Below are 20775 nucleotides of genomic sequence, written 5' to 3'. Positions count from 1 at the left end.
TCCGGGCCCATGTGTTGATGGATCCATGGCCAAACAGAACGTCGCCGAACAATTCGTCGATCTGCTCGTCCGCGCGGGCGTCCGACGGCTGTACGGAGTCGTCGGCGACAGCCTGAACCCCGTCGTCGACGCCGTCCGCCGCCACTCCGGCATCGACTGGATCCACGTCCGGCACGAGGAGACCGCCGCCTTCGCCGCGGGCGCCGAGGCGCAGATCACCGGGCGCCTCGCCGCCTGCGCGGGATCCTGCGGCCCGGGCAATCTGCACCTCATCAACGGCCTGTACGACGCCCACCGCTCGATGGCACCGGTCCTGGCGCTCGCCTCGCACATCCCGTCGAGCGAGATCGGCCTCAGCTTCTTCCAGGAGACCCACCCCGACCGGCTGTTCGGCGAGTGCAGTCACTACAGCGAGCTGATCAGCAACCCGAAGCAGATGCCCCGGCTGCTCCAGACGGCCATTCAGCACGCGGTCGGCCAGGGCGGCGTCAGCGTCGTCTCCCTGCCGGGCGACCTGGCCTCCGCGCCCGCCCCCGAGAAGGCGGCAGAGCACGCGCTTGTCACCAGCCGGCCCACCGTCCGTCCGGGTGACGCCGAGATCGAGGCGCTCGTGCGGCTCATCGACGAAGCCGACCGGGTGACGCTGTTCTGCGGCAGCGGCACCGCCGGCGCGCACGCCGAGGTCATGCAGTTCGCCGAGCGCGTCAAGTCACCGGTCGGCCACGCCCTGCGCGGCAAGGAGTGGATCCAGTACGACAATCCGTTCGACGTCGGGATGAGCGGACTGCTGGGCTACGGCGCCGCCTACGAGGCCACCCACGAGTGCGATCTGCTCCTGCTGCTCGGCACCGACTTCCCCTACAACGCCTTCCTGCCCGACGACGTCACGATCGCCCAGGTGGACGTCCGGCCCGAGCGCCTCGGCCGTCGCTCCAAGCTCGACCTCGCCGTCTGGGGCGACGTCCGCGAGACGCTGCGCTGCATCACCCCGCGCGTGCGTGCCAAGACGGACCGGCGCTTCCTCGACAAGATGCTGAAGAAGCACGCCGACGCGCTCGAAGGGGTCGTCAAGGCCTATACGCGCAAGGTCGAGAAGCACGTCCCGATCCACCCGGAGTACGTGGCCTCCGTCCTGGACGACCTCGCCGACGACGACGCCGTCTTCACCGTCGACACCGGCATGTGCAACGTCTGGGCGGCCCGCTATCTCACGCCCAACGGCCGCCGGCGCATCATCGGCTCCTTCAGCCACGGCTCCATGGCCAACGCGCTGCCGCAGGCGATCGGCGCCCAGTTCGTCGACCGGAACCGCCAGGTGATCTCGATGTCCGGCGACGGCGGCTTCTCCATGCTGATGGGCGACTTCCTGACGCTCGTGCAGTACGACCTGCCGGTGAAGGTCGTGCTGTTCGACAACTCCTCGCTCGGCATGGTCGAACTGGAGATGATGGTGGCCGGCCTTCCCTCGTACGGCACGGCCAACCACAACCCGGACTTCGCCGCCATCGCCCGCGCGGCCGGCGCCTACGGCGTACGGGTCGAGAAGCCGAAACAGCTCGCCGGGGCGCTCAAGGAGGCCTTCAAGCACAAGGGCCCCGCCCTTGTCGACGTCGTCACCGACCGCAACGCGCTGTCCATCCCCCCGAAGATCAGCGCGGACATGGTGACCGGGTTCGCCCTCTCCGCGAGCAAGATCGTCCTCGACGGCGGTGTCGGCCGCATGCTCCAGATGGCCCGTTCCAACCTGCGCAACGTCCCGCGGCCATGAATGCGGGACGGTGGGCGGGGCATGCATCCCCGTGACTGTCCGACGACTGTGGGTGGGGGTTATGGCCGGGGAGGCGAGACAGCCGACTCAACTGCTGAGAAAGGTGGGGTGCGCGGATCTCACCGCGGTGCCGGAGGTGCGCCACGCGTTGCGCGAGATGCTGCGGAGATGGGGCGGGCCGGGGGCCTGCGACGTGGCCGAACTGCTGACGAGCGAGCTCGTCACCAACGCGCTGATCCACACCGAGCACGGCGCCGTCGTGACGGCGACCGTCGTCCCGGAGAACCTCAGGGTGGAGGTGCGGGACTTCGTGCCCGGCCTGACCGCGCCGCACGTACCGGCCGCCGACGACGGTACGCACGGCAGAGGGCTCGTCCTGGTCGACGCCCTGGCCGACTCCTGGGGCGTCGAGGACCAGGAGGTGGGCAAGGTCGTGTGGTTCGAACTGCACGGCGAGCGGCGGGGCGGCGAGCAGCCCGCGGGACGCCGGACGCACGGCGGGGCCGCCTGAGGGGCGGCCCCGCCGTGCGGTTCCTCCGTGCGCGGGCGCTCAGCCGAACTGCTGCTCGAGATCCTTGAGCTTGCGCTCCAGGGAGTCGAGCCGGGGGAGCGCCTGGGTGTCGTCCTCGGCGGTGAGGTCCACCGTCCGAGGCTCAACGCCCTGCACGGCCTGGAGGGAGGGCCGGGGTCGAAGCGGCAGTTGTCCGGGGTCCGCTATGGCGGGCTCCGCGACGGCCGCCCCGGCGGATGTCGCGGAGCCCGCACCGGCGCTCAGAGCCGCGACCTCGACCTGGCGGCCGCCGCCGCGACCGAGCCCGAAGGCACGGTGCTGACGGTTGATCGCCTTGAGTCGCGCCCGGCCGAGCTTCTCCTGCTCCCGCCTGCGCAGCCGGTTCTGCTGCTTCTCGCGTCGGTCCTCGCGGACCTCGTCGACCGCCTCGTCCAGCGTCCGCACGCCTTCGAGGAGCATCAGCGACCAGGCGCCGAAGGTCTCCCTGGGCGCCCGAAGCCACCGTACGATCCGGATCTGCGGCAGGGGGCGGGGCACCAGGCCCTGCTCCCTGAGCGCTGCCCGGCGGGTCTGCTTGAGGGCCCGGTCGAAGAGGACGGCCGCCGAGAGGGACATGCCGGCGAAGAACTGCGGAGCCCCGTCGTGCCCCAGGCCCCGGGGGGCGTGCACCCAGTTGAACCAGGCCGCGGCGCCCGCGAACGTCCACACGAGGAGGCGCGAGCCGAGGGCCGCGTCACCATGGCTCGCCTCGCGGACCGCGAGGACCGAGCAGAACATGGCCGCGCCGTCGAGGCCGAAGGGGACGAGGTACTCCCAGCCCCCGGTGAGGTTGAGGTTCTGGCGGCCGAAGCCGACCAGCCCGTGGAAGGAGAGGGCGGCCGCGACCGCCGCGCAGCAGAAGAGCAGGACGTAGGAGGCGGTTCCGTAGATCGCTTCCTTGCGTCTGCGGCGTTCCTCGCTGCGTTCCCACGAGTCCTCGGCCGCGGCCTGGTCACCGGCGCGCTTGCCGCGCGCGAGCACCGCCACCGCCGTCAGGACTCCGGCCACCATCACGCCGCCCGGAAGCAGCCAGTCCAGCGATATGTCGGTCAGTCTCATGCGGTGTCCCTTGCATCGCAGTAGGGCGTTTCGGGCGCCCATACTGGCCGACCTCGCAGGGGCCTCAAGGGGTTTCGCGGCAAGAGCACGCCAATGGGGTCGCACGGCATACGAATAGGTGCGATCTGGTCGAACTGCCGAGCGGAGACGGGGAGTCGTGTTCGACGGACGTCACCCGTGAGGGTGGCGTAAGCGCCGGTCGGAGGTCAGGCGGTCGCGGCGAGCCGGCGGACCCGCTCGGCGTCGCAGGTACGCGGACACGTCAGGCAGGTGTCCTCGGGTCGCAGGGTGTAGAAGAAGCAGCAGCTGACCCGGTCGCGGGTGGCGACGGGGGGCGTGTGGGCGGTCCCGGAGCCGGGCAGCTCGCGGAAGCCCGCGGTCCCGGCGTACGGCTTGGCGGTGCCGGGCAGGAGCAGCTCCAGCTCCTCCATCGCCCGCGCCTCCTCGCCCAGCAGGGAGGCGATGTACCAGAGCCCCTCGACGATCTCGTCGGTCGCCATGCCCCACAGGGCGCGCCTGCCGCGCCGCATCCGCGGCCCGAAGCCGGCCAGGAGGTCCTCGAAGTGCTCGGCGAGCGAGTCACGGACCTCGGCCCGCAGAGCCTCCTCGTCCGGGACGATCCGCGCGCCGGGCAGTGCGGCCGCCGGGTCGCCGGGCAGGCAGGCGAACTCCTCCACCCGGACCGCCAGCCGGCCGGCGGAGCGCTGGAAGGCGACGCTGCGGGCGGGCAGGCGCGGCACCCTGCGGTGCAGGAACCACGGGGCGGTCACCAGCAGGCAGGCGGGCCAGGCGTAGCGGTGCAGTCCGAAACCGGCGACCACGTCGGGCCTGCCCCTTCGGCCGTAGTCGCGCAGCACCTGGGCGTCGTCCCAGGCGAGGAACGCGTCGAGCGCGGCGCCGCCGGCCGCGAGCTCGTCCGCGCCGACCCAGCCCTCTCCGCGCGGCATCGCATCGTCCGGGCCCAGTTCCTCTATCCGCAGGCCGCTGAACACCTCGCCGAGGCGGGCGTAGGACGCCGCGACAGGCGAGGTCGAGGGGGCGGGGAGCAGGGCGGGGACGGCCATGGGGGACCACCGAATCGCGATCGTTAGCAGGTTAGCCTTACCTTACCCGATGCGATCGGTGTTTGCCCTTCACGTCCGCGGGGCACGTCTCCCGGGCCCTGGGGGTTCCGCCCGTCGCCTATCGTGCACAGGGGGCGCCGGCATCGCGAGCCGGGCCCGGCACGATCCCGCAGGAGGACCCGGGTGGAGCAGGGCAGAGCGCGCGAGCGCGCGGTGCGGGAGCCGCACGCGCCGTTCGGTGACGCCGTGGAGGGACCGGAACGGGCGCGCGGCGGACACGCCCACGCGCACCACCCTCCCGTGGAGCCCTCCGCTCCCTTCACGGATCCCACGCCCCGCTCCGACTCCGTACCTGGCTCCGATCCCGTACGCGGCTCGGCTCCCGGTCCCGGTCCCGATCCCGTACGCGGCTCGGCTCCCGGTCCCGTACGAGGCTCGGCTCCCGGTCCCGGTCCCGATCCCGTACGCGGCCCCGGCTCCGTCCCCGCTCCCGATCCGGCACGCGGCTCCGTGCCCGCATCCGGCCTCGTGCCCGCACCGCGCGCCGCCGTCCGGCGCCATTCCGTACGCGGTCAGATCCTCCAGGCCCTGCGCGCCGCACTCGTCGGCGGAGAGCTGGTCCCGGGCGAGGTCTACTCCGCCCCCGTCCTCGCCGAACGCTTCGGAGTCTCCGCGACCCCGGTCCGCGAGGCGATGCAGCGGCTGGCGACCGAGGGCGCGGTCGACGTCGTGCCGAACCGGGGCTTCCGGGTCGTCGAACGCACCGCGCGCGAACTCGCGGAACTCGCCGAGGTCCGCGCCCTCATCGAGGTCCCCGTCATGCTGCGGCTGGCCCGTACGGTCCCCGCCGCCCGCTGGACGGAGCTCCGGCCGCTCGCCGAGGCCACGTCCACGGCCGCCGCCCGAGGCGACCGCGCGCACTACGCGGAGGCCGACCGGGCCTTCCACCGCGCGGTCCTCGCCCTCGCCGGGAACACCCAGCTCCTCTCCGTCGCCGACGATCTGCACCGCCGCTCCCAATGGCCCCTGACGAGCGCTCCGGCGGCCCGGCACGCCGACCTGGTGGCCGACGCGGCCGAACACACCGCCCTCCTCGACGCGCTCGTGGCCCAGGATCTGGCCGTCGTACGGTCACTCGTCGAGGAGCACTTCACCGGATCCGGCGGCTGACCCCACCTCCCGGCCCCCACCGACTAAGGTCGGTGGCGTGAGGTGTCCCCTGCCGTCCCCCGTCCCGTCCCCGTCGCACGCGGGGTCGCCCCGGCCGGAGGCCCGGGGAGGACGATCGTGACGGGTCCCGTACGCGCGGAGCGTCCCGCACCCGGCAGGGAGGCCGAGGCGGCCGCCCTGCTCGGCTGGCTCACCGACCCGGACGCGCCCCGCCTCTGCCTGGTCACCGGAGGCCCGGACCGGGGCAAGAGCGCACTGCTCTCCTGGCTCGCCGCACACGGCACCCGCTCCGGCTCCGCCCGTCGCCGGCGAGCGCCACGCGAACTCGTCCCCCTGAACGGTCAGAGCGCGCTCGGCGCCGCCTGGACGATCGCCAACCGCCTGGGCGTGGTCGCCCGCACGCCCGGCGAACTCGTCCAGGTCCTCGCCACCACCGACGTACGCCGCGCCGCCCTGGTCCTCCCGAACCTGTCCGCGGCGGACGAACCGGACGCCCTCGCCGAACTGTTCGCGGAACTCGCCGCGTTGGGGCGCGTCCGCCTCCTCGTCGAGACGGAGGCGGGGACCGCCGCGCACCTGCTCCTGACGGCCGGCGGCCGCGCGACGGTCGTGGACCTCGGAGCGGAAGCCCCCGCCGCCCCCGCCGGTGCGGACGGCGAGCGGACGGCGAGCGCACCGGCGCAGGACGCGGCCCGCGCCCCGGGCGGACGTGGCAGGCGGGGCGACGTCGCTGACGCCCCCGCCGCGCGTGACGACGCCGAGCCGACCGCGCCTGCCGGGTGGCCGGGGACGGGCGGGACCGACCGGGGCGGGGGCGCACCGGCCACGGGTGCCGGGCCTTCCGCCGGCCGCACCCGCGGTTCCGCTGCCGGAGCCGCCCTCGGGGCCGGTGCCGGAACCTCCGCCGGCCGCACGGCCGGAGCCGGTGCGGACGGTCGGCGGGGGTTCGACCCCGCCGACCCCGAGGCCGTCTGCGCGGCCGACCCCCGCCGGGTCACCCGGGAGTATCTGGCGGAGCCCGACGACGACCGGGGCGGCCTGCGCTCCGCCTGGCTGCGCGCGGGACAGTCCCTCAGCCGCGACCAGGACCCGTCCGGCCGCGCCGTCGTGCTGCTCGCCACGCTCGGGGACGCGGCGGATCCCCGGCTGCGGCCCGCCCTCGCGGAGCTCGCCGGGCGGTCCGGCTGGAGCGTGTGCTGGACCCGGGTGCGCGGCGACGTCACCCCGCCCTGGCCGGGCCCCGTCACCGCGCTCGGAGCCGTGGGAGTGCGGCTCCTCGTCGCGGGTCCGGCGGGCGCCGTGCGGCTGCTCGACGCCCGGGACGCCCGTCCCGGCGGGCGGCTGGACGCGGGACCCGCGGGCCGGGTCAAGGCGCTCGCCCCCGCCGCGGACGGGACGGTCCTCCTGCTCGACGAGCGCGGCCGGCTGCACACCGTACGGGGGACGGCGCCCCGCCCTCCGTACCTGGAGCGGCTCACCCAGGCCGTCACCGCCACCCTCACCCGGCACCCGGGCACCGCGCTCGCCGCGATCGGCGGCTCGGTGGTGGTCGGCGACCGGCTGGGTTCCGTGCACGCCTTCGGGCTCACCGGTATCCACCAGGCGGCTCTGCACAGCGGGCGCGTCGCGGCCGTCACCGCCGTGGAGACGGCCACGCCGTTCGTGTGCAGCGGAGGCACCGACGGCGCGGTCCGCCTCTGGACGCCGGGCCAGGACGCGGCCCCGCACCCCGCCCCGCTCGTGGAGCGCCCCGCTCCGGTCGTCGCCCTCCACGCCGCCGAGACGCCCCGGGGCCCGGCCCTCGCGGTCGCCTGGGCCGACGGCCTCGTCGAACTCCGCCACCTCGACACCGGCGCCCTCCACCGCTTCCGCCCCGGCCCGCCCGTCCGCGCCGTCGCCGTCACCGCGGACGGCGGCCTCGTCGTGGGCACGGACGAGACCCTGGTGCGTCTCGAACCCACCGGGGGCGCTCACTAGGGGAGTCGTGCGCCCCCGCACGCGCTGAGCGCCCCAAAACCCGCCCGCGCACACTCTGCCCCTGCGCCTCCTTAGCTGCTCTTCTGGAGCAGATGAGGCGAGCGGTCGCCGACGGACCGGAGTGGGGCCGGGGGATAGGGGGATGTCTGTGACACCGCGATCCGAACACCAGGACCGGGAAGGGTGGCCGACCGGGAGCTTCCTCGGCGCCTTGCCGGAGGCCGTGCGCGCCGATCTGCTGAGGATCGGCACCCGCTGCCGCTACGTCCCGGAGGAGATCCTCATGCACGAGGGCGAACGCTCGCGTCATGTGGTCCTTCTGCGCTCCGGTTTCGTCAAGGTGACGGCCCGCCTGGCCAACGGCCACGAGGCGCTGCTCGCCATCCGCGTCGGCGGGGACATCGTCGGCGAGATGGCCGCCATGGACGACGCCCCGAGGTCCGCCACCATCACCGCGTGCGGAGACATCGCGGCCAGCATCGTCCGCGAGTCGGACCTCCGCCTCTTCCTCAACTCCCGCCCCGAGGCCGCCTTGGCCATCGCGGGTATCGTCACCCAGCGACTGCGCTGGGCGAACCGCCGCCGGGTCGAGTTCGGTGGCTTCCCGGTCAAGGTGCGCCTCGCCCGCGTCCTGGCCGAGCTCGCCGCCTCTTACGGGCACCGTGTGCCCCGAGGTCTGGTCATCGGCGTCGACCTCACCCAGCCGGAACTGGCCGCGCTGACCGGCTCGGCGGAGGTCACGATCCACAAGGCACTCGCCGAACTGCGCAGGGACGACCTGATCACGACGGGCTACCGGCGAACCACCGTGCTCGACCTGGACAGGCTCCGGCAGGTCGCGCGGATGGACGAGGACCTCACGTAACGGGGGACCGGACCACCGTCACGGAGACCCCGACAACCACCGTCACGGAGGCACCGCGACCACCGCCGCGCGGGGACCGGAATCTCCGCTCCGAAGGAGCCGGTCCGGCCGTCTCGCGAGGGGCGTGAGGGCCCGGCGCGCGCGGGCGTTCCGGGCCGCCCCGCCGTCGAATTCCGTATTTCTACGACCCACTCCGGGTTTCGCGCCCCCCGGTGCAGAGTTGACGCCCGAGCCCGCCCCCTACGGCAGTCAGGTGGCCGATCCATGAACACACAGCCCTCTTCCCCCCTGCCCGCACACGAGAGCATCCCCCGCCGTCTCTGCCTCGCGGCGGACGTGGAGAAGTACAGCCTGCTCGACACCCTCGGACAGGAGACGGTCCAGTCCGACCTCGTACGCGTGCTGGAGGAGGCCGCCGCTCTCAGCGGCCTCGACCGCACCGCGTGGGAGCGACAGCCGCAGGGCGACCAGGAGTTCGCCGTCCTGCCCGTCGACACACCCGAGCCGGTCGTCCTCGGCGACTTCGTCCGGCACCTGACCGAGCGGCTCGCGGTGCGCAACGCCAACCGGGCGGTACCGGAGCGGATGCGGCTGCGCCTGGCGATGGACACCGGGGTGGCCCGCACCGCCGCCCTCGGATACGCCGGACCCGCCCCGGTCGCCCTCGCGCGCTATCTCAACGCCGACCAGCTGAAGCGGGTGCTCGCAGGCGTCGACTCCACGGACCTCGCGCTCATCGTCTCCGACCGGCTCTACCAGGACGTCGTCAGGCTCCGGGGGCAGGGCCTCGACCCCCGGGCCTACGTCAAGGCGCACATCCGGCAGAAGGAGTTCACCGGCTACGGCTGGATCCACGTACCGGAGCACGGCCCGGAGGAGCTGGCGGAACTGGTCGCCGACCCGGAGCCGGAGGAACGGACGGGGACCGGCCCCAGCCAGGTCGTGGAGCGCATCACGGGCGGGTTCAACCATTTCGGCAGCGGCGATCTGGCCCAGACCATCAACAAGTACAACCGGTGACGGGGCGGAGCCATGGAAGACGTGATGCAGTCCACCGACCGGCCGGAGGAAGCGGCCGAGGACGAACCCCGGGAGGCCGCGTGGGCCGGGCAGGCCGTCCGGGACGCACCGGCCGGACCGGACGACGCCCTGGACGAGGACCGCGAGACGGAGGAGGACGCCGACCACATCCGTGAACTGCGCCGCCGGGGACTCCAGCAGATCCGCATCGGCGGGGGAGTGGTCGGCTTCGGGCCGGGTGACGCCGCCGGGACGATCAACAAGCACTACTACGCCTCCGCCCCGCACGCCGACCCGGTCGACGGCCGGATCCGAGAGGAGGACCTCGACCGCCTGCGCGAGCGGTACGTCGAGCCCGACAGCCATCGCGCGCTCGTCACCCTGCTCCTCAAGGAGGGCGTCGCGGTCCTGCGCGGAGCGCCCGGCTCAGGGAGGTGCACCACGGCTCTGCTCGCCGCCCAGGAGGTCATGGACGCGAGCGTGGTGCTCCTGGACCCGGAGATGGACCTGAAGCGGCTGGTCAGCCCGGGCGGCGGGGACCTGCAGCCCGGCCGTGGCCATGTCGTCGAGGGCGACGGCCGGCCCTGGGCGTCCCAGCTGCGCCCTCAACTGCTCAGCAGGCTCAAGGAGGTGACCTACCGGCGGAGCCCCCTGGTCGTCGTCGTCGACGACCAGGTGCCGGTCGACGGCCTCGACGCGCACGTCGTCGAGCACCACGTCCCGGACGGCATGCGGTTCGAGGCACTGGCGCGGCACCTGGCCGTGCGGCTCGCCGACCGCCCCGGCGCGTCCGAGAAGCTGCTGCGGCACGACAGCGTCCGGGCGGGTCTGTACGGGCGCACCACCCTGGCCGAGGTCCAGGCGATCGCCCGGCAGCTGGAGCGGTGCGAGCGGGACGGCGACGACGTCGACACCATCGCCCAGGGCTTCCAGGCACAACTGCGGGCCAAGGCCAAGGAACTGCTCCGCGCCCCCGTGCGCGGCACCGACCCCACGGCCGGCAAACCGGAGGTCTCCCTCTGGGCCCGGGCCTTCCTGCTGGCCTGTGTGGTGCTCGACGGGGCGCCGCTGAGCCGGGTGAGCCGGGAGTCCCACCAGCTCGCCGCCCTGCTCCACGGCGTGCGCTCGCCCTCCGTGGAACCGGAGATGCGGCTCTTCGAGGAGGGCCTCACCGACTGGCTCGACACCTCCGTCGTGGCCCTGACCGACAACGCGGGCGGCCCGGCCGGGGAGGGCGATCCCGACTGCCGGGTGCGCATCGCCCGGCCCGGCCTCGGCGAGGCGCTGCTGGAGACGCTGTGCCTGGAGCACAGCGGAGCCCGCGCCCCGCTGCTCGTCTGGCTGGACAGCCTGGTCATCAGGAGCGAGGAGGACATCCGGGTGTCCGCGGCCCAGGCAGCGGGCCTGCTCGCCACCTTCGACTGGGACTACGTCCGGGAGGAACTGTTCGTCCCCTGGGCGACCACGAAGGGGGAGCACGCCGACCGGCGCCGGCACGCGGCCGCCTGGGCCCTGGAGCGCGTCGCGGCCGACCCCGTCCTCGTCCCGCGCGTCCAGCGCCTGCTGCGCGCATGGTCCCAGCGGCGGGACTACCAGGCGTGCGCACAGGTCGCGTACGGCACCGGGATCGGCGCGCGGTACCCGGCGGAGGCGCTGGGCAGCCTGGAGAGGATCGCCGGGACGAGCCTGCGGGGCGTTCGCTCCGCCGTCCGGGAGATCTACGCCGCGGGGGCGCGGGAGCAGACGATCGAGCGGCTGGCCGACTGGTCGGAGTCACCGCACGCCGGGCTCCGGGGCGAGGCGGCCGCGTGCCTGCAACAGCTCAGCAGGTTCCGGGGCGGTCTCGCGGTCACCGGCTTCCTGGCCGAGCCGGTCCAGCGCGGCCATCTCCTCCGGCTGATGCGCGCCGCCCTGTCCGATCCCAGGCCCGGGGTCCCGCAGCGGGCCTGGGACACCCTGCGGTCGTGGGTGGAGCGGTCCGGGGACGAGCCGGGACTGGACACGAGACTCGTCGCCTTCGTGACCGAGCTGTTCCCCGACGACGGATCGGCCACCGGCCCCCGTCAGCGGTTCCTGTTCTACCTCCGGCTGTGGAGCCACCAAGGAGTGGGCTTCGACGCGGCCGCACAGATCAACTCCCTCGTGACGGAAAGGTGGTCGACGTGACCAGCACCCCACGCCGTGGCCCGATCTCCTGGCTGCGCTCCCTGTTCGGCCGCCAGGCCCTGCCCGACGCACCGGTCTTCTCGCCCGTGACGGTGGACGTGCCCGAGATCGCGGTGGTGCACCGCGAGTCCGTGGTCTCCTTCGAGACCCCGGCCAAGGGAGGCGGCTTCGACTTCCACGTCGAGATCCGCTGCGACTGGTGCGCCGAGGGGCGCCTGGACACGTACTCCCTGAGCCGCGCGGTCGACGGGTACCAGGCGGCGCTGCCCCAGCGTCTGGCCGAGCGCGTCCGCGAGATCACCCGGGACTACCAGCCCTTCCACGCCCAGGAGGCCGAGCGGGCGGTCAACGAGGCGCTGCGCGAGGGCGAGTGCTTCGACAGCGGCCTGGTGACGTGCCGCACGAGCACCGTCGTCAGGCCGGCGCCGGAGATCGTGGAACAGCAGCGCAAAGCCGCTCTGGACCTTCAGGAGATCGAGCACCACTACGCCAAGTCGTCGCTTCGGGTGCGGCTGTTGAGCGAGGTCGCCGAGGAGTGGCGCGCGTTCCTGGCGAGCGGCCTGGTCGACGTCCGGCCCGACGACGAGTCGGCCTCGTGGCTGACCCCGTGGGCGGTACTGCTGGCCGAGCGGCCCGAGGAGGCCGCGGCCGAGGTCGGCGCGATGTTCCGGGAGCGGCAGAAGCAGCTGGATCAGTTCGTCACGCTCGTCGGACGGCAGCGCAAGGAGTACCAGGCACACGACCTCTTCGAGTTCGTCATCGACAACGAGCGCCAGCTCGGCCGGGCCATGCGGCTCTTCGGACTCGCCCCGGCGGGGGAGTCCGAGCCCGGCGGCGGCCCGGCCGAGCCCCTTCCTCAGCCCCGGAGTTCCCGAAGCTGAGCGAAGGGCGGCGCGCCGGCGCCGGTCACAGCACGAGCGGGACGGCCAGGAAGGAGAGCCCGGCGGCCAGGGCCATCAGACCGGTCCAGACGACACCGCGCGCGATGTACCGGTGCTTGGCCATCCCCACCCGGGCCAGGACCGGGATCAACTGCCAGAGCTCGGCCCGCTCCGCGTCGTCGTCCCGCGGCGGGGGAGTGCCGTCGGCGGACGCCAGTAACGGCAGGCTGAACCGGTTGGGGGCGGGCGGCGGTGTCAGCCGGGGCCGGAGCGCCTGGACGACGCAGTACACGGCGGGCAGGAAGGCCGCCACGTGCAGCACGAGCAGCCCGGCCGCCACCCACGCCCCGGGGCCACCGTGCTCCCACGCCTCGCGCACCACCGCCCCCTGCGGTACGGAGGCGGCCACCAGACCCGCTTGGACGACGCCCAGCACGCCGACCTTGGCGTCGGCGAACTGGTTCGCCGCCTGGAGCGCGGTGTAGACGGCGAGCCCGGAGCGCAGGCCGGTGTCGGAGGGGCGGGTGGCGGAGCCGTCGTCGGTGCCGCCGGCCGCGGCGGAGGAGTGGGACATCGAAGGCCTCCCGGCATCGAGGTGGTCGAGGGCTCCCAGTAACGCCTTCGACCGCGACCGAGAACAGTCATAAATGCGTATTCGACTCACTTTGGAGAACCCCATGTCCCTCGTGCTCCGGGCGCTGCCCGGCCGGCTCCTCATCGCGGCCCTGGCGCTCTCGGCCGCCGTCGCGGGGAGCGGCTGCGGCGCCTTCGACGCCCCTGAAGTACGCCCCTGCGCCTGGCTCGACCGGCCGTCGGGCGAGAACCCCGAGGGCGCGGCCCGCACGGCCGTGCTGGTGGACCGGAGTTCCTCCACCCGGCCCGGCGCGCGCACCGCTCCGGGGGCTCCGGTCCCCGACTGGGGCGCGACGCTGGTCCGCGAGCTCGACGTCGCCGCTCTGGAGGGCGGGACCCTCTCCATAGCCGGCTTCGACGGCACCCGCGCGACCGTCGACTGGGAGGCCGACCGGGCCTCCGTGTCCCGGGTGGAGGGCACCGACACCACGAAGGGGGACCGCCGCCGCGCGCGTCGCGGATGTCTGGAGGAGCGGATCCGCACGGTGTCGGCCGGGACGCCGAGGTCCGGCCGGACGGACGTCCTGGGCGCGCTGGCGGCGGCGGTCGACCAGCTCGGCCCCCAGGCGGGCCGTCGCCGTGTCGTCGTGGCGACCGACGGGCTGGTCAACACCGGCTGCGCTGACCTTCGTTCGCTGGGCTTCGACGGAACGGCCGAGATCGACGCGACCGTCGCCCGGTGCCGCACGGCGGGCGAGCTGCCCGGCCTGAAGGGCGTCGAGGTCGCGCTCGTCGGCATCGGCATGACGGCGGGCGGCCCCGTGCCGACATCACCGCAGACCACCTGGCTGACCACCCTGTGGACGGGGCTGTGCCGGGCGGCCGGCGCCGCCGACTGCCGCGTGGAGGCCACGGCGCGTACCCGCGGGGCGGGCGGAAGCGACGTCGTGAAGCACCCGACCATGGAGCCGGTGGTCACCTTCCCCGCCGTCTCGGAGCGTCCCGCCGGGCGGGTCACGACGATCACGATCCCCGGCTCCGTCCTGTTCGCGACCGACACCGCCGAGCTGTCGCCGCAGGCGCGCGGCACGCTGGACGACGCCGCGAAGAGGGTCCGCGAGCTGGGGCCCCTCTCCGTCGCGGTCTCCGGGCACACCGACTCCCGCGGCAGCGAGGAGCGGGGCAGGCGGCTCTCGCTGGACCGTGCCGAGGCCGTCCGGGCAGCGCTCGCCGCGCGCGGGATCACGGTGCTGACGGCCCGTGGCCACTCCGACGACCGGCCCCGCTGCACGCCCGAGTACCGCGACGGCGAGCCGGACCACGCGGCGATGGCCTGCAACCGGCGGGTCGAGATCGCCGTCACCGTACGCCGCTGACCCCCCGCCGGTCGGCCCCCGGCCCTGGTCCCGACAGAGCCGGCACCCCGCCCCGACAGGGGACACCACCTCACCCCCCCCACGGGGGCGAGACCTCGAGAGAAGGACGTCGTCCATGCCCGAGAACCACCGAGGCATCCCCTGCCACCACGGCTGCGGATGCGACATCCGGCATCTGGTGAAGAGCGCCGAGCAGGGTCCGGAACGCCACCCCGAGAACCTCGACAACGGCGAGATGCGGATGCTGCTGCGTGCGGCCCGCGAGGTCGCCGAGATCGTCGGCCACAACCGCGAACAGCTCGCCGCGGCCCGCGCCCGGACGATCGGGACCCACGCCCGGGCGGAGGAGACCCTGCACGCCCTGGCCCGCTTCGAGGCCGCCGCGCCCCTACGGGCGGCGCGCGGGGCGCACGACGGCGTCGAGGCCCGTCACGCGGAGGACGGTGCGGCCGACCGGCGCCGCCGCGACCTGTGGATCCGCGTGCTGCGCTGGCCGGTCATCGGCGCCATGGCGGTCTTCGACGCCTGGTACTTCATGCAGGTGTTCCAGGACCTCACCAGCAGTACGGAGAACGTCTCGGCGCTGGAGCGGATGGTCTCCTTCCTGCCCGGTGTGGTGCTCGCCCTGGCCCTGATGCTGTCCGGGCACGTGATCGCCGCGCCCTTGCACGGGATACGCGAGCGGCTGCACGCGCTGCGCGAGCGCCGGCCCGTCGCGGCGCTGTGCGCCTCCCTCGCCCTGCCCCTGCTCTACCTCCTCTCCGTGCTGTTCGTCGTCACCGTGTGGGCGCTGATGCGGGCGCGGGACGCCGGGACCGCGGACAGCGAGATCGACGGGGCGAGGTACGCGCCGGGCTGGGTGGCCGCGCTGATGCTGGTCCTCGCCCTGACCGCCGTGGCGATGAAGATCGTCGCCCACAACCCGTACGCGGACAGCGCGGCCGAGGCGCGGCGGGGTCTCTTCAGGGCGCGCACGACCTACGGGCTGCTGGTGCGCCGGGCCGGCGAGGCCCTGCGCGACCACGAGCGGGCGTGGAGCGATCTGTGCGCGGTCCGCGACGAACTGGCCTCGCAGGTGAGGCTGGAGAGCATGCGGGTGTGGGAGGCGGCCATCCTGTCCGCCCGGATGCTGCACGGTCAGGCGGGACACCTGCCGCCCACGCCGGCCGCGCTTCCCGCCAAGCCGCAGGCGGAGGTCTCGGCCTCCACGCTGACGGAGCCCCTCTTCTCCGGGGTGGTGGAGCCGCCGCCCGAGCTGGGGCCGCTGATCGAGGCCCACCGCATCACGCTCTCGTGTGCTCCCACCGAACTGCGGGCGCGCCGGGACGAGTTGATCGTACGGATCGACCGCCAGCTCGCCGGGGTGTGACGGGCCCCTGCGGCCCCGTGGCACCCGAACCCGTCGGGCTCCTTCGGCGCCGTTGTGCACCGGATCACGACGACCGGGGCGCCCTCGCGGACGCCCCGGTGCACCGTCAATGACGGTGCGTCACGCCGCCGTCTGCGGAGCGAGTTGAGCCGCGAGCCAGGTCGGTACACCGCCCAGGAGCCGGAAGAGGCGGGTGGCCTCCGCCCTGAGGCGGCGGGCCTCCGGCTCCGTCTCGGTGTCCGCCAGGGCCGTCAGGGCGGGGGCCGTACCGACGAGGAAGCCGAGTTCCTCGCGGATCCGGAGCGACTCGGCGAAACCGTGCCGGGCCTCGGCCAACTCCCCTTCCCGCAAGGCGAGTCCCGCGAGATGGCGCCAGGTGGAGGAGAGCAGCAGGGTGTCGCCCCGGTCCGTGGCGCCCGCGTGGGCGCGGCGGTAGGCGGCGCGGGCCGCCTGCGGGGAGTCGCCGAGGTTCTGGGCGACCAGCCCGCGCCGGAAGTCGAGCAGCGGGCGCCCGTCGGTGGTCGGGCCGATCAGCGCCGCCGCCCGGCCGAGCGCCGCCCGGGCCTCGTCGGCCCGGTCCCTGACCCCGAGGAGCGTCGACGCGTAGGCGAGGTAACCGCGTTCGCAGGCCGCGGCCCCTCGTTCCTCGTCGCTCTGGGCGACCGCCTCGGCCGCCCGCAGTGCCTCTTCCGCCTCGGCCCAGCCCTGCTCGGTGTAGAGACACCGCTCGATCAGCAGCGCCGCCCTCTCGAGCGCCGCCGCCGGTTCGGCGGCGTGGGGGGTGAGCAGAGCGGCCGCGTCCGTCCAGCAGCCGCGTGACCGCAGTCGCCATATGGCGGTCTCCGTCGGGGTCTCCCTGCCGTAGGCAGGGGACGGATCGACGCCTTCCGTTGTTTCGGAACCAGACATGGCGGTGTCCGCCACATTGCCCTCCCCGAGCGCGCCATTGAGCTGTTGAGTCGTCTCGCATCTCAGCACGAACCGGCGCGCCTGGCCAAGAGGTCGAGTGAATCATTTCACAAGAGCCTTGCGCACACCGGTATACGGACACTTCCGATGTCCGGGATCCGCGCTCGGCCCGGCCTGCCTGCGCCCCGCCGCCGGGCGCTGTCGGGAAGGGGCGGGAGCCGTCGTCCGAGGGGGCGGAACGCCTGACGAGGGGCCGTGCCGGACCTCCCCCGAAAAGATGAATCTCGCCGTCCCCGTCCCGGGTGACGGCGCCGCGCGGACCGCCGACGCGCACGTCCACTCGGCGGTGCCCCGCGCCTCTCTCGCCGGGTGTGGGCCGGACGGGTGGATCCGCCCTGCCCGCGGCGACCGGCGGGGCGCCTGCGACGGGTGGTCCCGCCTCGTCCCACGAGGCGGGCGGGATGATCCTGCCTCCAGGCGCCCCCGGGCGCCGTCTGGCGCGTGAGCCGAGCCCTCGAAGAAGAGCGCCTCAGCTCATGCGGAGGGCCAGGAAGAAGTCGAGCTTGTCCTCCAGGCGCGACAGGTCCCGGCCCGTCAGTTGCTCGATCCTGCCGACTCGGTAGCGCAGGGTGTTCACATGCAGGTGAAGCCGGGTCGCGCAGCGTGTCCAGGAGCCGTCGCAGTCGAGGAAGGCCTCCAGGGTGGGGATGAGTTCCGCGCGGTGGCGGCGGTCGTAGTCGCGCAGCGGGTCCAGGAGGCGGGCCGTGAAGGCGCGGCGGACGTCGTCCGGGACGAACGGGAGCAGCAGGACGTGGGAGGCCAGTTCGTGGTGTCCGGCGGCGCAGACGCGGCCCGGGCGGGCGGCGGCGACGCGGCGGGCGTGGCGGGCCTCCTCCAGGGCGCCGCGCAGGCCTTCGGCGGAGTGGACGGCCGCGCTGACGCCGAGAGTGAGCCGCCCGTCGTCGGCGAGTCCGGACGAGAGCGGGTCGCGGACGGCGGCGAGGAGCGCGTCGGCGTGCAGGCCGAGGCCGGGGGAGGTGCCCTCGTCCTCGCTGTCCGGGAGGGGGCCGGCGGGCAGCGGGACGAGGGCGATGGCCTCGTCGCCGTGGTGGGCGACGGCGATCCGGTCGGCCGAGTCGGTGCCGACGGTGGCGGGGTCGACCAGGATCTCCTCCAGGAGCGCCTGGGCGACCGGGCCGCTGTCGACGGCCGTTCCCGTGGCGCCCTCCTGGTCCCATTCCACGCGGGCGACGACGACCTGCCAGTGCGGCGCGGTGCCGAGGCCCGGGAGCAGCACCGGGGCGGCGACGCGCAGGCGGGCCGCGATCTCGGCGGGGGCGGCGCCGGTCTGGACGAGTTCGAGGACTTCCTGGGCGAGCCGGCGCCGTACGGTGCGGGCGGCGTCGCGCCGGTCGCGTTCGACGGCGATCAGCTGGGTGACGCCCTGGAGCAGGTCGAGCCGGGCGGCCGGCCACTCTCCGGCGTCGGCCTCGACGGCGAGCAGCCAGTCGGACAGCACGGTCTCGCGCACGTCGCGGGAGGCGGGCACGGCGCCGCGCCCGGTGTTGCGGATCGGGAACAGCGAGTAGGTGGTTCCGCCGAGGGCGAGCCGGTGCGGGCCGCGCCGGCCGGTGCGGGTCGCGGCCAGGTGTTCCCCGGCGAGGGTGGCGGCCAGACCGGCCTCCAGGGGCTCGCCCGCGCCGGCGATCTGGCGGCCGGTCGGGGAGAGGACCCAGGCGCGAAGGTCCAGGTCGGAGCCGAGAAGGTCCAGGACGACGTCGGGGCCGCCGCCGGCGGGACCGGAGGTCATCAGCCGCCGGTGGCGGTCGACGACCGCCGCCAGGTCGCCGGCCCGCTCGCCGGAGACCTGTCGAACAACGTGTTCCGTGATCGTCGCGAAAGCAACCGTCTCGTTGACCGCGAACAGGGGCAGGCGGTGGCGCAAACACGCCTGCACCAGATCGTCCGGGATGTCGCCCAGCTCGGCCTCGCCCGCCGCCAGGGCCGCCACTCCGGTGGAGGCGAGGATCCGGACGAACGGTTCGGCGTCCTCGGGCTCACGCAGCCAGGCCAGGCCGGTGAGGACCAGCTCGCCACCGGACAGATACCTGCTGGGATCCTTGAGGTCCGTCGTCATCACGCCACGGACCGTGCGGTCCAGCTCTTCCTCGCCACCGAGCAGGCGCAGCCCCAGCGCGTCGGTTTCCAGCAGTGCGCGCAGCCGCATCTCGTCTCCGCCGTTCCTTCTCGTCCGTCGCGAAAACTGTCGCGTTGTCGTCGGTGGCGCGGTGCCACCGTTTCCAGGGGGAAACGGCGAGGTTACCGAGCCCCGCCTTTCGTTCGAATCTACAAGACGAACAAGGTCACCAGCCAACTCCTTCATGGTTTCGGTGACTGCACCCCAGCCTGCCGGGCTTGTGTACTAGGCCACACATCGCGTGAACAGCACATGAACACGAAATCGAAGTCGAGGGCCGGCCGTCCCCCCGGGCCCGTACGACGGACCCCCGACCACTAGAAGCACTAGAAGAGAGCCACCATGGACTTCCTTCGCCCCGCCAGCTGGGAGGAGGCGCTCGCCGCCAAGGCCGAGCACCCCACGGCCGTGCCCATCGCGGGTGGCACCGACGTCATGGTCGAGATCAACTTCGACCACCGGCGTCCCGAGTACCTCCTGGACCTGAACCGTATCGAGCTGCTGCGCGAGTGGGAGGTCGGCGAGGAGAACGTCCGCCTCGGAGCCTCCGTTCCGTACACGCAGATCATGGAGAACCTGCGGGCCGAGCTGCCCGGTCTGGCGCTCGCCTCGCACACGGTCGCCTCCCCCCAGATCCGTAACCGCGGTGGTGTCGGCGGCAACCTCGGCACCGCGTCCCCGGCCGGTGACGCGCACCCGGCGCTGCTCGCCGCGGGTGCCGAGGTCGAGGTGGAGTCGGTGCGCGGCAACCGGTTCATCCCGATCGACGCGTTCTACACGGGTGTGAAGCGCAACGCGCTGGAGCCCGACGAGCTGATCAAGACCGTCCACATCAAGAAGGCGGACGGACCTCAGCAGTACTCGAAGGTCGGGACGCGCAACGCGATGGTCATCGCGGTCTGCGCCTTCGGCCTGGCGCTCCACCCGGAGACCCGGACCGTGCGCACCGGCATCGGTTCGGCCGCGCCCACCCCGATCCGCGCCAAGGAGGCCGAGGCCTTCCTGAACGCGGCTCTGGAAGAGGGCGGTTTCTGGGAGAGCGGCAAGATCATCACGCCGTCGATCGCGAAGCAGTTCGCCGACCTCTGCTCGGGCGCCGCCAATCCGATCGACGACGTCCGCGGCACCGCCAAGTACCGGCGCCACGCCGTCGGCATCATGGCCCGCCGTCAGCTCGGCTGGACCTGGGAGCAGTACCGCGGCACCGGCCGCACGCTTGAGGGAGCTGCATAACCATGCGCGTCAATTTCACGGTCAACGGTCGTCCGCAGGAAGCCGACGACGTCTGGGAGGGCGAGTCCCTCCTCTACGTCCTGCGTGAGCGGATGGGTCTGCCCGGCTCCAAGAACGCCTGCGAGCAGGGCGAGTGCGGTTCCTGCACGGTCCGTCTCGACGGGGTGCCGGTCTGTTCCTGCCTGGTCGCCGCCGGTCAGGTCGAGGGGCGCGAGGTCGTCACGGTCGAGGGTCTCGCCGACTACGCCCAGCACCGCGAGGACGCCCACCCGGGCGGGGCCTGCGGCACCGGAGGCTGCGGCACGAGCCTCGACTCGGCGAAGAAGTGGCAGGCCAAGCCGGCCGACTCGCAGACCGGTGAGGGCGTCGAACTGAGCCCGATCCAGCAGGCGTTCATCGACGCCGGCGCCGTCCAGTGCGGCTTCTGCACCCCCGGTCTGCTGATCGCCGCCGACGAACTCCTGGAGCGTCAGAGCGACCCGTCCGACCAGGACATCCGTGAGGCCCTCTCCGGCAACCTCTGCCGGTGCACGGGGTACGAGAAGATCCTCGACGCGGTCCGCCTGGCGGCCGCCCGTCAGGGAGAGGCGGTCTGACC

17 protein-coding genes are annotated in these 20775 nt (G+C 73.7%); 12 read left to right on the top strand and 5 right to left on the bottom strand.

Annotation, left to right across the window (positions count from 1 at the left end; all coding sequences use genetic code 11):
• Positions 1–25 precede the first annotated feature (25 nt).
• Positions 26–1768, top strand: coding sequence for a pyruvate dehydrogenase (locus AB0K65_RS23870; protein ID WP_365719701.1), 1743 nt, complete (start codon positions 26–28; stop codon positions 1766–1768).
• Between the two features lie 157 nt (positions 1769–1925).
• The gene (locus AB0K65_RS23865) at positions 1926–2279 is read left to right on the top strand and encodes an ATP-binding protein (protein ID WP_365719807.1); all 354 of its coding nucleotides are present in this window, start codon (positions 1926–1928) and stop codon (positions 2277–2279) included.
• 39 nt (positions 2280–2318) lie between these two features.
• Here AB0K65_RS23865 and AB0K65_RS23860 read toward each other — a convergent pair whose 3' ends face one another.
• Both AB0K65_RS23860 and AB0K65_RS23855 read right to left on the bottom strand, forming a co-directional pair.
• A complete protein-coding gene (locus AB0K65_RS23860) occupies positions 2319–3377 on the bottom strand; it encodes a DUF2637 domain-containing protein (protein ID WP_365719699.1) in 1059 nt (352 codons plus the stop codon).
• A 206-nt stretch (positions 3378–3583) separates the two neighbouring features.
• On the bottom strand, positions 3584–4441 hold the full coding sequence (locus AB0K65_RS23855) for a (2Fe-2S)-binding protein (protein WP_365719698.1): 858 nt from the start codon (positions 4439–4441) through the stop codon (positions 3584–3586).
• Between the two features lie 300 nt (positions 4442–4741).
• On the opposite strand from AB0K65_RS23855, the gene AB0K65_RS23850 reads away from it, so the two are divergent.
• The 6 genes from AB0K65_RS23850 to AB0K65_RS23825 all read left to right on the top strand — a co-directional run bounded on the left by AB0K65_RS23850 (position 4742) and on the right by AB0K65_RS23825 (position 12520).
• Entirely contained in the window at positions 4742–5611 is an 870-nt protein-coding gene (locus AB0K65_RS23850) for an FCD domain-containing protein (RefSeq protein WP_365719805.1), read from the top strand.
• 117 nt (positions 5612–5728) lie between these two features.
• Positions 5729–7588: a hypothetical protein gene (locus tag AB0K65_RS23845; protein ID WP_365719697.1), complete on the top strand. Its 1860-nt coding sequence runs from the start codon at positions 5729–5731 to the stop codon at positions 7586–7588.
• Between the two features lie 142 nt (positions 7589–7730).
• Positions 7731–8453 (top strand): Crp/Fnr family transcriptional regulator, encoded by a 723-nt coding sequence (locus tag AB0K65_RS23840; protein ID WP_365719696.1) that lies wholly within the window; start codon positions 7731–7733, stop codon positions 8451–8453.
• A gap of 264 nt (positions 8454–8717) precedes the next feature.
• Positions 8718–9473, top strand: a complete 756-nt coding sequence (locus AB0K65_RS23835; protein WP_365719695.1) for a hypothetical protein — start codon at positions 8718–8720, stop codon at positions 9471–9473.
• A gap of 12 nt (positions 9474–9485) precedes the next feature.
• A complete protein-coding gene (locus AB0K65_RS23830) occupies positions 9486–11639 on the top strand; it encodes a hypothetical protein (protein WP_365719693.1) in 2154 nt (717 codons plus the stop codon).
• Positions 11636–12520, top strand: coding sequence for a hypothetical protein (locus AB0K65_RS23825; protein ID WP_365719691.1), 885 nt, complete (start codon positions 11636–11638; stop codon positions 12518–12520). Before AB0K65_RS23830 ends, AB0K65_RS23825 begins: the two co-directional genes overlap by 4 nt.
• A gap of 25 nt (positions 12521–12545) precedes the next feature.
• Here AB0K65_RS23825 and AB0K65_RS23820 read toward each other — a convergent pair whose 3' ends face one another.
• Positions 12546–13094, bottom strand: coding sequence for a hypothetical protein (locus tag AB0K65_RS23820; protein ID WP_365719689.1), 549 nt, complete (start codon positions 13092–13094; stop codon positions 12546–12548).
• Between the two features lie 103 nt (positions 13095–13197).
• On the opposite strand from AB0K65_RS23820, the gene AB0K65_RS23815 reads away from it, so the two are divergent.
• Together AB0K65_RS23815 and AB0K65_RS23810 are read left to right on the top strand one after the other, a co-directional pair.
• Complete coding sequence (locus tag AB0K65_RS23815) at positions 13198–14469, top strand: OmpA family protein (RefSeq protein WP_365719687.1); 1272 nt, start codon at positions 13198–13200, stop codon at positions 14467–14469.
• Positions 14470–14584: 115 nt separating this feature from the next.
• Positions 14585–15838, top strand: coding sequence for a hypothetical protein (locus tag AB0K65_RS23810; RefSeq protein WP_365719685.1), 1254 nt, complete (start codon positions 14585–14587; stop codon positions 15836–15838).
• Positions 15839–15958: 120 nt separating this feature from the next.
• Here AB0K65_RS23810 and AB0K65_RS23805 read toward each other — a convergent pair whose 3' ends face one another.
• Both AB0K65_RS23805 and AB0K65_RS23800 read right to left on the bottom strand, forming a co-directional pair.
• The gene (locus AB0K65_RS23805; RefSeq protein ID WP_365719683.1) at positions 15959–16747 is read right to left on the bottom strand and encodes a hypothetical protein; all 789 of its coding nucleotides are present in this window, start codon (positions 16745–16747) and stop codon (positions 15959–15961) included.
• A 529-nt stretch (positions 16748–17276) separates the two neighbouring features.
• A complete protein-coding gene (locus AB0K65_RS23800; RefSeq protein WP_365719681.1) occupies positions 17277–18974 on the bottom strand; it encodes a PucR family transcriptional regulator ligand-binding domain-containing protein in 1698 nt (565 codons plus the stop codon).
• Between the two features lie 312 nt (positions 18975–19286).
• On the opposite strand from AB0K65_RS23800, the gene AB0K65_RS23795 reads away from it, so the two are divergent.
• On the top strand, positions 19287–20177 hold the full coding sequence (locus tag AB0K65_RS23795) for a xanthine dehydrogenase family protein subunit M (protein WP_365719679.1): 891 nt from the start codon (positions 19287–19289) through the stop codon (positions 20175–20177).
• Between the two features lie 2 nt (positions 20178–20179).
• A complete protein-coding gene (locus AB0K65_RS23790) occupies positions 20180–20773 on the top strand; it encodes a (2Fe-2S)-binding protein (RefSeq protein WP_365719677.1) in 594 nt (197 codons plus the stop codon).
• Positions 20774–20775: the final 2 nt, after the last annotated feature.

The organism is Streptomyces sp. NPDC053755 (assembly GCF_040677675.1).
GTDB lineage: Bacteria > Actinomycetota > Actinomycetes > Streptomycetales > Streptomycetaceae > Streptomyces.
Note: the sequence above shows the minus strand (reverse complement) of the source record. Positions and strands in the feature narration are given on the sequence as shown.

Coding starts and splice junctions, on each gene's coding strand:
- AB0K65_RS23870 (WP_365719701.1), top strand. CDS start 26: ATGGCCAAACAGAACGTCGCCGAACAATTCGTCGATCTGCTCGTCCGC.
- AB0K65_RS23865 (WP_365719807.1), top strand. CDS start 1,926: ATGCTGCGGAGATGGGGCGGGCCGGGGGCCTGCGACGTGGCCGAACTG.
- AB0K65_RS23860 (WP_365719699.1), bottom strand. CDS start 3,377: ATGAGACTGACCGACATATCGCTGGACTGGCTGCTTCCGGGCGGCGTG.
- AB0K65_RS23855 (WP_365719698.1), bottom strand. CDS start 4,441: ATGGCCGTCCCCGCCCTGCTCCCCGCCCCCTCGACCTCGCCTGTCGCG.
- AB0K65_RS23840 (WP_365719696.1), top strand. CDS start 7,731: ATGTCTGTGACACCGCGATCCGAACACCAGGACCGGGAAGGGTGGCCG.
- AB0K65_RS23835 (WP_365719695.1), top strand. CDS start 8,718: ATGAACACACAGCCCTCTTCCCCCCTGCCCGCACACGAGAGCATCCCC.
- AB0K65_RS23830 (WP_365719693.1), top strand. CDS start 9,486: ATGGAAGACGTGATGCAGTCCACCGACCGGCCGGAGGAAGCGGCCGAG.
- AB0K65_RS23820 (WP_365719689.1), bottom strand. CDS start 13,094: ATGTCCCACTCCTCCGCCGCGGCCGGCGGCACCGACGACGGCTCCGCC.
- AB0K65_RS23815 (WP_365719687.1), top strand. CDS start 13,198: ATGTCCCTCGTGCTCCGGGCGCTGCCCGGCCGGCTCCTCATCGCGGCC.
- AB0K65_RS23810 (WP_365719685.1), top strand. CDS start 14,585: ATGCCCGAGAACCACCGAGGCATCCCCTGCCACCACGGCTGCGGATGC.
- AB0K65_RS23805 (WP_365719683.1), bottom strand. CDS start 16,747: ATGTCTGGTTCCGAAACAACGGAAGGCGTCGATCCGTCCCCTGCCTAC.
- AB0K65_RS23800 (WP_365719681.1), bottom strand. CDS start 18,974: ATGCGGCTGCGCGCACTGCTGGAAACCGACGCGCTGGGGCTGCGCCTG.
- AB0K65_RS23795 (WP_365719679.1), top strand. CDS start 19,287: ATGGACTTCCTTCGCCCCGCCAGCTGGGAGGAGGCGCTCGCCGCCAAG.
- AB0K65_RS23790 (WP_365719677.1), top strand. CDS start 20,180: ATGCGCGTCAATTTCACGGTCAACGGTCGTCCGCAGGAAGCCGACGAC.